The organism is Burkholderia sp. Bp9031, from assembly GCF_003857965.1.
Lineage (GTDB): Bacteria > Pseudomonadota > Gammaproteobacteria > Burkholderiales > Burkholderiaceae > Burkholderia > Burkholderia ambifaria_A.
Genome location: NZ_QTPW01000007.1, coordinates 239,058 through 251,078, shown reverse-complemented (window position 1 = coordinate 251,078; position 12,021 = coordinate 239,058). Strand labels below are relative to the sequence as shown.

Sequence of the window (12,021 nt, the reverse complement as noted above, 5' to 3'; positions counted from 1 at the left end):
CGTCTATTCGGCTCCTTAAACCCATGTATCGGAGAAATGTCATGAAAAACGGAATCCTGGTCGCCTGTGTCGCCGCTATCGCGATGGTTGCCACGAGCGCTTATGCGCAGAACGACGCGATGTCGAAGGACGGCACGTCGATGTCGAAGGACGCGATGGGCCACGACGCGATGGCGAAGGACGGCGCGATGAAGAAGGGCGCCATGAAGAAGCATGCGATGAAGAAGGACGCGATGTCGCACGACGCGATGGGCAAGGCGATGTCGGGCGACAAAATGGCGCCGTCGAACTGACGCAGGCGGGCCGGTCGGGTGGTGCGTGCATCGCATCGCCCGACGTCTCGCATCGAGTGCGTTTGCATCATCCCCGCATCCTCTGAGGCTCCACCATGCAAACCGTTCCCGCCACCGGTCGCGACGCGGCGTCACCGCCCGCGCGCCCGATCCATCCGCCGTGGGTGCGCGTGAGTCACTGGCTCAACGCGCTCGCGGCCATCGTGATGGCGCTGTCCGGCTGGCGCATCTACGATGCGTCGCCGATCTATCCGCCGTTCGCGTTTCCTCACGGCATCACGCTCGGCGGCTGGCTGGGCGGTGCGCTGCAATGGCATTTCGCGGCGATGTGGCTGCTCGCCGCCAACGGGCTGTTCTACCTGGCGATGTCGATCGCGACCGGGCGCTTCGCGCGCATGCTGCTGCCGGTCACGCCGGCGTCCGTCTGGCGCGACCTGCGTGCCGCACTGCGCGGGCGGCTGTCGCATGACGACCTCGGCGTCTACAACGCGGTGCAGCGCGCTGCGTACCTGGTCGCGATCGCCGATCTCGTCGTGCTGGTGCTGTCGGGGCTCACGATCTGGAAGTCCGTGCAGTTTCCGCTGCTGCGCGACCTGTTCGGCGGCTACGACATGGCGCGCGCCGTGCATTTCTGGGCGATGTCGCTGCTGGTCGCATTCTTCGTCGTGCACGTCGCGATGGCGCTGCGCGTGCCGCGCTCGCTGCTCGCGATGCTGCGCGGGCGCTGACTCGCAGCGTGCGGACAAAAGGAAATCATCATGTCGGAATCCGAAAGCACACGCGACCGTTCGCGCTGGACGCTCGATCGCACGTCGCTTGAACTCGACGTGCGCCGCACGCTCGAGATGCCGTCGCGGCGGCTCTTCAATCGCCGCATCCTGACGCTCGGCGGCCTGACGATGCTGACCGGCTGCACGCTGCAGGACGACGCGTCGGTCAACACGTTTCTCGAGCGGGTATCGCGGCTGAACGATCGCGTGCAGGCCTGGCTCTTCAGCGGCGAGCGGCTCGCGCCGACCTATACCGAAGCCGACATCACGCGGCCGTTCCCGTTCAACGCGTACTACGGCATCGACGAGGTGCCGCACGTCGACGCGGCGACGTACCGGCTCGTGCTGTCGGGCCGCGTGACGGGCAAGCGCGTGTGGACGCTCGACGAGCTGTATGCGCTGCCGCATGAGGAGCAGATCACGCGGCACATCTGCGTGGAAGGGTGGAGCGCGATCGGCCGCTGGGGCGGCACGCCGTTCGGCGCATTCCTGGCGCGCGCCGGCGCCGATACGCACGCGAAATACGTCGGCTTCAAATGCGCGGACGATTACTACGAAAGCATCGACATGCCGACCGCGCTGCATCCGCAGACGCTGCTTGCATTCGACTACGACGGCCGTCGCCTGCCGCCGGAATTCGGCTTTCCGATGAAGCTGCGGATGCCGACCAAGCTCGGTTACAAGAATCCGAAGCACATCATGGAAATCTTCGTGACCGATACCTACCCGGGCGGCTACTGGGTCGACCAGGGGTACAACTGGTTCGGCGGATCGTGAGCGACGAGGCGCGCCCGCCCGCGCCCGCCGTCGTGCCGCGCGGTGCGTTACGCGGATTCACGCACCTGCAGATCGACGCGCAGGCCGACGGCCGCCGCCATGTTCACGAGCGCGTCGAGCCCGAACAGGTTGATCTTGCCGCGCAGCAGATCGGACACGCGCGGCTGCGTGACGCCCAGCCGTTTCGCGGCCTGCGCCTGGCTGAGTTCGAGCTGCGCGATGCGCTGCTTGAGCGCGATCATCAGTTCGGAGCGCAGCTTCATGTTCTCGGCCTCGGCCGGCTGGTCTTCGATTGCGTCCCAGACGCTCGCATGGCGTTCGTTGCTCATCGTTTCCTCTCCATCATCAGCGCCCGATAGCGCCGGGCGGCCAGCTCGATATCGGCCTTGCGGGGGCGCGCCGATTGCTTGCGCAAGCAGTGCAGCACGTAGATCGCGTCGGCGAAGGTCGCGACGTAGATGATCCGGAATGCGCCGCTCGCATCGCGCAGGCGAATTTCCCGCACGCCGGGGCCGACTGTGCGCATCGGTTTCCAGTCGTCGGGCGCCAGGCCGCGCTGCACCTGGTCGATCTGGTGACCGGCTTCGCGGCGCGCCGGCAGCGGAAAGCCGCGAAGTGCGTCGAGCGCGCCGCCGGCGAAGACAACCGGCTTCGGCGGAAGAATGGTGGAATCATACAAAATTTTGTATGGAAGTGTGCGGATCGAATGAGCGGAACGTCGGCGGCCGGACGGGCATGCCGACCGTCACGATAAGCGGGAAGCGATATCTGACGCGCATGACTGGCCATCAGGCCGAGGTATCGATCGTGACGCGAGGGAAGGGGGGAGCAGGGCGCCCGCGACGCCCGTGCAGCGCGTATCCGGCGCCGGATTTCACACGTCCCGCGGCCCGAAAATTGTCGCGTCGAAACATCAGTCGATATCCTTTCAGACATGTCCGACGATGCTTTCGAATCCTTGATGCCATAATGCCGAGCGTGCATGGACGAAGCCGTTCGCGCACGTTTTTTGACCCCCTGCCGCCGCTTGCCGGTTCTTATTCGTCGCCGTTCGCACTGCCATGTCGTCCCGCACGTTCGTCTCCGCCTTCCCGGTCCCGTCAGGGCCGTTTGCCGGCCTCTCCGGCGTCTTTCAGCGGAGCACGCAACGCGTCTCGTGCGGGCGGGCTGAACGATGACCCCGCTCGACCGTCTGCTCGATTTCTTCGCCCGCCTGCCGATCCGGATCCGCCTGCCGCAAAGCCGCGGCGGCCGCGTCGCACTGGCGCTGGTATTCATCTATTTCGTCTGGGGTTCGACCTACAGCGGCCTGCATTTCGCGCTGCAGTCGTTCCCGCCGCTGCTGCTGTCGGGGCTGCGCAACCTGCTCGGCGGGATCGGCCTGTTCATCTTCGCGCTGCGGCGCAAGCCCGAATGGCCGACGTTGCTGGAAATCCGCAACTCGGCGATCGTCGGCACGATGCTCGTTGCGCTGTCGTCCGGCACGATCGCGCTCGGGATGCGCACGGTCAGCAGCGGCTCGGCCGCGGTGATGGTCGCCACGGTACCGCTGTTCGCGACCGTGATCGCGGCGGTCGCCGGGCGCCCGGTAACGAAGGGAGAGTGGGCGGCCGTCGCGCTCGGGATGGTCGGCATCGTCGTGCTGAATTCGGGCGGCGCGGCCGCCGCGAACTCGGCGCTCGGCACGATCTGCGTGCTGGCGGGCGCACTGTTCTGGGCGGGCGGCGCGCATCTGTCGACACGGCTCAAGCTGCCGTCGGACCTGTTCCTGTCGACGTCGCTGCAGATCGGTCTGGGCGGCCTGATGTCGACGATCGCCGCCTGGCTGCTCGGCGAGCGCATCGAGCAGGTCGCGGCGGGGCCGGTGTTCGCGTTCCTGTACCTGATGGTGTTCTGCACGATGGCGGCGTACGTCGCGTACGGCTACCTGATTCGCCACACGAGCCCGATCATCGCGAGCAGCTGCATGTACGTGAACCCGATCGTCGCGGTCGCGCTCGGCGCGCTGATGCTCGGCGAGCCCGTGACCACGGCGACCGTGATCGCGACGATCGCGATCCTCGGCAGCGTGGGGCTGTCGTTCCTGTTCGATCCCGCGCGCCGTCCCGCCGCGCGCGCGGCGGCCGATGCGTCGTCGGCCGTGGCGGCCGTGGCCACCGATTCGGCCGCAAGTGCGGCGCCCGCACCGGCTCAGGTCGCGATGCCCGAGCCGGCGCCGATCCTCGCGCCTTCCGCGGTACCGCTTGCGGTGCCGGCACCGGCCGCCGTCATGGATCCGGCCGCGGTCATGGATCCCGCGCAGGCATTCACGCCGCCGCCCGCTGGCGAACCGGCCGCGTCGCGGGCCGACGCTTGACGCCGGCGCGCGCGGCAGCGGTCAGCCGCGCCGTGCGCCGCGATGGTGGAACCAGCCGGCGAGCGCGGTAAACAGCAGTCCGGCCGTGCACATGCCGATCCAGCCGAATGCGCGCCACGCGGCGACGCCGGCCGACGAGCCGAGCGCGCCGCCGATGAAGTAGCACACCATGTACACGGTGTTCACGCGGCTGCGCGCCTCGGGCTTCAGCGCGTAGATGCGTGACTGGTTCGAGATCTGTGCGGCCTGCACGCCGACATCCAGCACGATCACGCCGATCACGAGCCCGACGAGGCTCGTCCCCGACAGCGCGAAAATCACGAACGACGCCGCGAGCAGCGCGATCGCGAGCGAGATGATCGCGCGCGGGCCGCGCGTGTCCGCGAAACGGCCCGCGTACGGCGCGGCCAGCGCACCGGCCGCGCCGACGATGCCGAACAGCCCCGCGGCCTGTGGGCCGAGATGGAACGGCGCGCTGGCGAGCAGCAGCGTGAGCACCGGCCAGAACGCGCTGAACGCGGCGAACAGCGCGGCGCCCGTCAGCGACGCCTCGCGCAGCCCGCGCAACTCGACGGCCAGATGCCACATCGAGCCGAGCAGCTTGCCGTACGACAGCGTCGACGTCGGCGAACTGCGCGGCAGCCGCAGCACGATCACCGCGGCCAGCCCGACGAGCGTCGCGACGGACGCACCGAACACCGCCCGCCACCCGAAATATTCGGCGACGAAGCCGGCCGCCGTGCGCGCCAGCAGGATGCCGAGCAACAGCCCGCTCATCACGGTGCCGACCGCATGCCCGCGCTCGGCGGGCGGCGCGATCTCGGCCGCGAACGGCACGGCCTGCTGCGCGATCGTCGCGAGCACGCCGATCGCGAGGCTTGCCGCGGCGAGCACCGCCAGCGACGGCGCGGTGGCGGCGACGATCAGCGCGATCGACAAGCCCGCGATCTGCAGCAGGATCAGCCCGCGGCGATCGAAACGGTCGCCGAGCGGCGCGAGCAGGAACATGCCGGCCGCATAGCCGAGCTGCGTCGCGGTCGGCACTGTGCCGATCCACGACGCGCCGTCGGGAAACGCCGAGCGGAAGCTGTCGAGCAGTGGCTGGTTGTAGTAGATGTTCGCGACTGACACACCCGCGATCGTCGCCAGCAGCAACAGCAGGCTGCGCGAGTAGTGGGGCGAGGCGGCGTCGGTCGGACGGTCGGTGGAGGCGGCGGACATGGCGGCAACGGAACGGAATGGGGCGGCGTGGCGCGCGGCGCGGCGTCGGTCGCGCAGGCGGCCGGGTGCCGATCAAGGCTGCCGATCATACCGGAGCACCGTGAATCCTGCCGGGCGCGCGGCCAGGCGGCTGGGCGGGCGCGATCCGGGTGCGGCGGGCCGCTGTCGGTGCCGATCGGCCGCAACGGGCGCCGACCGACGGCCGCCGCGCGTCATTCCGCGTCATTCGCTCGCGATGCGCGCCGTCAGTCGACCAGTTCCCCGTTCGGTTCATAGAACGGATAGGGCCCGTCGCCTTCGTCCACATATACGTGATGGGACATCATCCCCGTTTCCGGCGTATGGACGTGTACCGCGAACGCGGGCGGCTCGAGCCGGAACGCGGATGGCGCGTCCGCGCGCAGGTCGAACGCGACCTGATGCGCGGGCGCCGGCACGGCCGACGCGAGCGTGCCGCCGAAACGCGTGAACATCGTACGGTGCACGTGGCCGCACAGCACGCGCTCGACGTTCGGATAGCCGCGCAGCAGCGCATCGAGCTGCGCGGCGGCGGCGGGCGCGAGGCGCAGCGCGTCCATGTGCCCGATCCCGGACGCGAACGGCGGATGATGCAGCGCGACGATCACCGGCCGGTCGCGCGCGGCGTCGAGCTGCGTGGCGAGCCACGCGAGCCGCGCGTCGCAGAGGTCGCCGTGGCTCGTACCGGGCACCTGCGAATCGAGGGCGAGCACGCGCACCGCGCCGACGTCGAATGCGTATTGCACGAATTCGCCCTCGTGCAGCTCCGGGCGATCGGCGAACGCGCGGCGCAGCCCCGCGCGATCGTCGTGATTGCCGACCATCAGGTAGTACGGAATCTCGAGCGGCGCGAGCAGGTCGCGCAGATGGCGGTATTCGTCGTCGTGGCCGAAGTCGGTCAGGTCGCCCGTGACGAGCACGGCGTCGGGGCGCGGCACCAGCGCGTTCAGTTTCGCGATGCAGCGCGCGAGCGCGGCGGCCGTGTCGACGCGCCGGTACGCGAGCTGGCCCGGGCGCTTGATATGGAGATCGCTGATTTGAGCAAGCAGCATCGTCGTTCCTCGGAATGTCTGGTTATCGTGGGGCGGTGTTACGCGGCGAGTGCGATCAGGCCCTCCGACGCGATCGCGATGCCGACCGCCGTGCCGCGCGCAAGCTCGACGCGGCCCGGCACGTCGATCACGAGCGCGTCGGGCGCCGCATGCTCGATCGTGAGTCGCGTGCGCTCACCGAGGAACGCGCACGCGCCGATCGCACCGCGCAGCGGCGCATGCGCGGGATCGGCAAGCTGCGCGTCCTCCGGGCGGAAGAACCACTCGTCGGCGGCGTGCGGCGTGACGATCGAGCCTCCCGTTGTCACGAGCGCGCCTTCACGCCATTGTCCTGCAAGCCGGTTCAGCGTGCCGATGAACTGCGCGACCGTGCGGTTCGCGGGCCGGTAGTAGATGTCGCGCGGCGTGCCGATCTGCTCGATGCGGCCCGCGCCCATCACGACGATCCGGTCGCCGAGTTCCATCGCCTCGGCCTGGTCGTGCGTCACGTACACGGTCGTCACGCCGAGTTCGCGCAATAGCGCATTCATCTCGCGGCGCAGCACGTCGCGCAACTTCGCGTCGAGCGCGGTCAGCGGCTCGTCGAGCAGCAGCACGCGCGGGCGCACCGCGAGCGCGCGCGCCAGTGCGACACGCTGGCGCTGGCCGCCCGACAGCTGATCGACGGGTTTGTCCGCGTGCGCGTCGAGCCGCATCATCGCGAGCAATTCGTCGACGCGTTCGCGCAGCGCGCGCGGCTCGGTCTTGCGGATCTTCAGCCCGTAGCCGACGTTGCCGCGTACCGTCAGGTTCGGAAACAGCGCGTAGTTCTGAAACACCATGCCGACCTGGCGGCGCTCGATCGGAAGCAGGGTCACGTCGTCGCCGCCGAACAGGATCGTGCCGCCAGCGTCCGGCGTGTCGAGCCCGGCGATCAGGCGCAGCGTGGTCGTCTTGCCGCAGCCGGACGGGCCGAGCAGCACGAGCGTCTCGCCCGCGCCGATCGACAGGTCGAGCGGTTCGAGCACGCGCGTGCCGCGGAACGTCTTCGCGCAGCGGGTCAGGGTGATGGGAGTGGAGTCGAGTTTCATGGGAGCGGTAGGTTCAGCGCGGCCGGCGCTTCAGTGCGCGCGTACCGGACGGATCGACGCCGAGCCACTGCATCGCGACGAGCAGCGGCAGCGTCATCAGCAGGAACACGATCGTGTAGGCGCTGCCGACTTCGAGACGCAGCGATGCGTAGGTGTCGGCGAGCCCGACGGGCAGCGTCTTGGTGTCGGGCGTATGCAGCATCCATGTCAGGTTGAATTCGCCGATCGACAGCGTGAGCACCGCGAGCGCACCCGCGACGATGCCGGGGCGCAGGTTCGGCAGCACGATCGTCACGAAGCGCGTGACGAACGATGCGCCGAGGCTCGCCGCGCCTTCCTCGAGCGTGCGCAGGTCGGCACCGGCCGCGACGGCCGCGACCGCGCGCACCATGAACGGCAGCGTGAACACGACGTGGCCGACGACGATGAACCACAGGCTCATCCGGAACGCGGTGAAGCCGCCGTACACGACCAGCAGCGCGAGCGCCGACGCGAGGCCCGGCAGCGCGACCGGCAGCACGAGCGCTTCCTCGATCACGCGGGCGACGCGGCTCTGGCTGCGCGCGAGCGCATAGCCGGCCGGCACGCCGACGGCGAGCACGATCGCGAGCGTCGCGAATGCGACGCCGAGCGACAGCGCGACCGAGCCCTGGTATTGCTGCCACACCTGTTCGAGCCAGCGCAGCGTGAGGCCGCTCGACAGCCCGCGGAAATAGTTGACGGTGAGGCCTGCGAGCACCGACATCACGACGGGCGCGATCAGGAACGCGCACAACAGCAGCGTGACGCCCCATTGCAGCGCGGCGATCGCGCGCGCGCCGGACACGCGCGGCGCGCGTCGTGCGGCGCCGTTCGCGTGCGACGCAGCGGGCGCTGGCGACGGCGCGGACGAACCGGAAAGCGATTGCATGACGGAATCCTCAGGCCGCGGCGGCGGCGGTGTGGCCGGTGAACCGGCGTGCGAGCGCGAGCACGGCCCACGTGACGATGCCGAGCACGATCGACAGGCCGGCGGCTGTCGCGATGTTCGCGTTCAGCGTGAATTCGGTGTAGATCGTCATCGGCAGCACGTTCAGGTCGGTGGCGAGCGTAAATGCGGTGCCGAACGCGCCCATCGCGGTCGCGAAGCAGATTGCGCCGGCCGCGATCAGGCCCGGCGCGAGCGCCGGCAGCACGATGTCGACGAAGATGCGCCACGGCGACGCGCCGAGCGAGCGCGCGGCTTCCTCGAGCGACGCGTCGAGCTTCGACGCAGCGGCAATCACGGTGACGATCACGCGCGGAATCGAGAAATACAGGTAGCCGACGAACAGCCCGGCAACCGAATACGCGAACACCCACTTGTCGCCGGTCAGCTTCGCGGACAGCATTCCGATCAGCCCCTGCCGCCCGGCAAGCATGATCACCATGAACCCGACCACGACGCCCGGGAACGCGAGCGGAAACGTGAGCAGCGCGAGCAGCACGCGCTTGCCCGGGAACTCGCGGCGCGCGAGCAGCAGCCCCGAGATCGTCGACAGCGCGAGCGTCGCGAGCGTGACGCCGGCCGACAGCGCCACCGTCTCGCCGAGGCTCTTCATGTAGCGTGCATTGCCGAGCAGCGCCGCGTATTGCGCGAAGAACGCGCCGTCGGCGGACACCTGTACGAGTGCCGCCATCGGCAGCAGCCAGAACGCGGCGAACACCGCGAGCGCCGGCGCGACGAGCGCGATGCGCCAGCGCAGCGGGAAAGTCAGGTCGAGCATGGCGTGGCTCCGGCTGCTTACTGCATCACCTGCAGGTATTGCAGGCCGAACGCTTGCTGGCCGGCCGCCATCTTGCCGAAGTCGACCGGCTTCGCCCGCGCGTATTCGCTCGCCGGCAGGAACTTCGCGGCGACGTCGGCACCGAGCGTCTGTGCGCGCACCGGACGCAGGTACGCGTTGGCCCACAGCTTCTGGCCTTCGTCGGACAGCACGAAGTCGAGCACCTTCCTGCCGTTCGCGTCGTGCGGCGCGCCCTTCACGAGGCTCATCACGTAGGGCACCGCGATCGTGCCTTCCTTCGGAATCACGAACTCGACGTTCGCGTGATCCTTGTACTTCGCGCGATACGCGTCGAAGTCGTAGTCGAGCAGGATCGGAATCTCGCCGGACAGCACGCGCGCGTACGCGGTCTGCTTCGGCACGATCGGTGCGTTTGCCTTCAACTTGCGGAACCAGTCGAGTGCCGGCTTGAAGTTGTCGAGGCTGCCGCCGAGCGCCTGGTTGACCGCCACCGCGCCCGCGTAGCCGACGAACGCGCTCGACGGATCGAGGTAGCCGACCATGCCCTTGTATTCGGGCCTCAGCAGGTCGGACCACGAGCGCGGCATCGGCTTGCCGTCGAGCGCGTCCTTGTTCACGAAGAAGCCGAGCGTGCCCGAGTGGATCGCGAACCAGTAGCCTTGCGGGTCCTTCAGGTTCGCGGGGATGTCGTTCCAGTGCGCGGGCTTGTACGGCGCGATCACGCCCTTGTCCTTCGCCTGGAATGCGGACGACACGCCGAGATAGACGACGTCCGCGACCGGGCTCTTCTGCTCGGCGATCAGCTGCGCGATCGCCTGGCCCGAGTTCTTGTTGTCGAACGGCACGCGAATGCCGGTCTTCTGCTTGATCGCCGCGATCTGCGCGGCCCAGTCGGCCCATTCGGGCGGGCAGTTGTAGCAGATCGCGGTTTCGTCGGCGTGGGCGACGGGTGCGAGCGCGACGAGCGCGGCGCAGGCGACGGGCGCGGCGAGCACGCGCAGCAGCGAGGTCAGGCGAAAGGACACGGTGGGTCTCCGGGCGGGGTATGGGTATCTCGTCGCACCGCGCACGACCCGCGCGGCGCGTTCGTTCAGGCGTGGCGCAACTGCAGGTCGGCAGCCGGCGGCGCGACCGTCGCGCCGTCGCGCACCGTGTGCGGCAGGATCAGCGACGTGCGCTCGATCGTCGCGCCGCCGATGCATTCGACGAGGCGCCGCCACGCATGGCGGCCGATGTCCTGGTTCGGCGTTGCGACGCTCGCGAGCGGCGGCGCGAGCAGCTCGCCGATCGCGATGCCGTCGAAGCCGAGCACCGACAGGTCGTCCGGAATCGAGAAGCCTGCGCGGCGCAGGCCGCGCATCACGACCATCGCGAGCAGGTCGTTGCTGCAGAAGAGGGCGGTCGGGCGCGTGGCTTGCGCGGTGAGGTGCGCGAGCACCGCATCGGGCAGCTCGGCCGCGTTGAAGTCGACTTCGACCGGCGGCAGCGTCGCGACACCGGCTTCCTCGAGCGCCTGCGCGTAGCCGAGGTGACGCTGGCGTGCGCGATCCGATGCGGCGAGCGAGCCGGCCAGCATCAGCACGCGGCGATGGCCGCGCGCGGTCAGCAGACGGACGCCGTCGTAGGCGGCGCGGCGGTTGTCGACCGACACCGACGGGCGGCGTTGCGTGTCGTTGTGCATCAGCACGTAGTGCGGACCGTCGTGGTCGAGCATGTCGAGCAGCGGATGCGTGTCCGCATCGGCGACGGTCAGGATCAATCCTTCGACGCGCTGCTCGCGCAGCGTCTCGATCGCGTGGCGCTCGCGCGCCGCGTCGTATTCGGTCGTCATCAGGATCAGCTTGAAGCCGGCCGCGGTCGCGAGTTCGTCGATGCCCTGCAGGCAGTCGGCGAACACCGGGTTCGACAGTGTCGGCACGATCACGCCGACGAGGCGCGTGCGCTCGCCGCGCAACTGCCGGCCGAGCGGGCTCGGGCGGAACTGCAGCGTGTCGATGGCGGTGCGGATCGTCGCCAGCGTGGCGGGGCTGACGGTATGTGGCGCGTTGATCGCGCGGGAGACGGTGGCGATCGAGAAGCCGGCGAGCGCGGCGACGTCCTTGATGGTCGGGGTCATGAAGTTACGCGATGTAAACGTTTTCGGCGGGGAAATTATCGAAAACGTTTGTGACTTCGCGATGACGCGCGAGATGTCGGTTTCGCAAAAAGCACGATACAAACATCAGACGTTTGACGCCTGGCGAGCGGGGCGGAGTCGATTGTATCGGTGGATGCTGCGGCGCGGGACGAAATCGATGACGGTGTCGCGCGATGTCGGTTGCGCATGTGAAGCCGCGCGAAGACGGAGCAGGCAAACATGCTGCGTCGCGATGTATTGCGCGTGAATCAGCGAACGCATGTGCAAGCAATGGTAGAATCGCGTCCGCCCTTTTGCCGGGGTGATGAAATTGGTAAACATAGCGGACTTAAACGATTGAGTGCCCGGCCGGAAACGGTCGGTGCAGAACCCTTCAAATTCGGCGAAACCCCTGATGTGCGCATGCGCATCGAGGCAACGCCGAGCCAAGCCTCGCGGGTACAGCGCCGCGAGGAAGGTGTAGAGACTAGACGGGGGGCGCCTAAGGCGCACGGGTGGCGATCACGCCCGCGCGCGACGGCGAAGGCATAGTCCAGCGCACGAACGGCGTCGTTTCGACGA

13 protein-coding genes are annotated in these 12,021 nt (G+C 68.7%); 4 read left to right on the top strand and 9 right to left on the bottom strand.

Translation table 11 applies throughout. The features are described 5' to 3' along the window. Nucleotides 1-41: 41 nt before the first annotated feature. The 3 genes from DIE15_RS12565 (at nucleotide 42) to DIE15_RS12555 (ending at nucleotide 1,840) form a co-directional block, all read left to right on the top strand. The gene (locus tag DIE15_RS12565; RefSeq protein ID WP_124833372.1) at nucleotides 42-293 is read left to right on the top strand and encodes a pentapeptide MXKDX repeat protein; all 252 of its coding nucleotides are present in this window, start codon (nucleotides 42-44) and stop codon (nucleotides 291-293) included. 95 nt (nucleotides 294-388) lie between these two features. Beyond that, nucleotides 389-1,021: a cytochrome b/b6 domain-containing protein gene (locus DIE15_RS12560; protein WP_057927843.1), complete on the top strand. Its 633-nt coding sequence runs from the start codon at nucleotides 389-391 to the stop codon at nucleotides 1,019-1,021. A gap of 30 nt (nucleotides 1,022-1,051) precedes the next feature. After that, complete coding sequence (locus DIE15_RS12555; protein WP_124833371.1) at nucleotides 1,052-1,840, top strand: molybdopterin-dependent oxidoreductase; 789 nt, start codon at nucleotides 1,052-1,054, stop codon at nucleotides 1,838-1,840. Between the two features lie 47 nt (nucleotides 1,841-1,887). Here DIE15_RS12555 and DIE15_RS12550 read toward each other — a convergent pair whose 3' ends face one another. Both DIE15_RS12550 and DIE15_RS12545 read right to left on the bottom strand, forming a co-directional pair. Then, nucleotides 1,888-2,169, bottom strand: coding sequence for a helix-turn-helix domain-containing protein (locus DIE15_RS12550; protein ID WP_057927845.1), 282 nt, complete (start codon nucleotides 2,167-2,169; stop codon nucleotides 1,888-1,890). Beyond that, nucleotides 2,166-2,519, bottom strand: coding sequence for a type II toxin-antitoxin system RelE/ParE family toxin (locus tag DIE15_RS12545; RefSeq protein WP_124833370.1), 354 nt, complete (start codon nucleotides 2,517-2,519; stop codon nucleotides 2,166-2,168). Before DIE15_RS12545 ends, DIE15_RS12550 begins: the two co-directional genes overlap by 4 nt. Nucleotides 2,520-3,014: 495 nt before the next feature. Here DIE15_RS12545 and DIE15_RS12535 point away from each other — a divergent pair, with 495 nt between their 5' ends. Further along, nucleotides 3,015-4,196, top strand: coding sequence for an EamA family transporter (locus DIE15_RS12535; RefSeq protein ID WP_124833369.1), 1,182 nt, complete (start codon nucleotides 3,015-3,017; stop codon nucleotides 4,194-4,196). Between the two features lie 21 nt (nucleotides 4,197-4,217). Here DIE15_RS12535 and DIE15_RS12530 read toward each other — a convergent pair whose 3' ends face one another. From DIE15_RS12530 to DIE15_RS12500, 7 genes are all read right to left on the bottom strand, one after another. Next, complete coding sequence (locus DIE15_RS12530) at nucleotides 4,218-5,417, bottom strand: MFS transporter (RefSeq protein ID WP_124833368.1); 1,200 nt, start codon at nucleotides 5,415-5,417, stop codon at nucleotides 4,218-4,220. A 245-nt stretch (nucleotides 5,418-5,662) separates the two neighbouring features. Then, complete coding sequence (locus DIE15_RS12525) at nucleotides 5,663-6,487, bottom strand: phosphodiesterase (RefSeq protein ID WP_124833367.1); 825 nt, start codon at nucleotides 6,485-6,487, stop codon at nucleotides 5,663-5,665. Between the two features lie 38 nt (nucleotides 6,488-6,525). Beyond that, entirely contained in the window at nucleotides 6,526-7,557 is a 1,032-nt protein-coding gene (locus DIE15_RS12520; protein ID WP_057927850.1) for an ABC transporter ATP-binding protein, read from the bottom strand. A 13-nt stretch (nucleotides 7,558-7,570) separates the two neighbouring features. After that, nucleotides 7,571-8,467, bottom strand: coding sequence for an ABC transporter permease (locus DIE15_RS12515; protein ID WP_124833366.1), 897 nt, complete (start codon nucleotides 8,465-8,467; stop codon nucleotides 7,571-7,573). A 10-nt stretch (nucleotides 8,468-8,477) separates the two neighbouring features. Then, complete coding sequence (locus DIE15_RS12510; RefSeq protein WP_057927852.1) at nucleotides 8,478-9,302, bottom strand: ABC transporter permease; 825 nt, start codon at nucleotides 9,300-9,302, stop codon at nucleotides 8,478-8,480. Nucleotides 9,303-9,319: 17 nt separating this feature from the next. Next, a complete protein-coding gene (locus DIE15_RS12505) occupies nucleotides 9,320-10,348 on the bottom strand; it encodes an ABC transporter substrate-binding protein (protein WP_124833365.1) in 1,029 nt (342 codons plus the stop codon). A 65-nt stretch (nucleotides 10,349-10,413) separates the two neighbouring features. Further along, a complete protein-coding gene (locus tag DIE15_RS12500) occupies nucleotides 10,414-11,439 on the bottom strand; it encodes a substrate-binding domain-containing protein (protein WP_057927854.1) in 1,026 nt (341 codons plus the stop codon). Nucleotides 11,440-12,021: the final 582 nt, after the last annotated feature.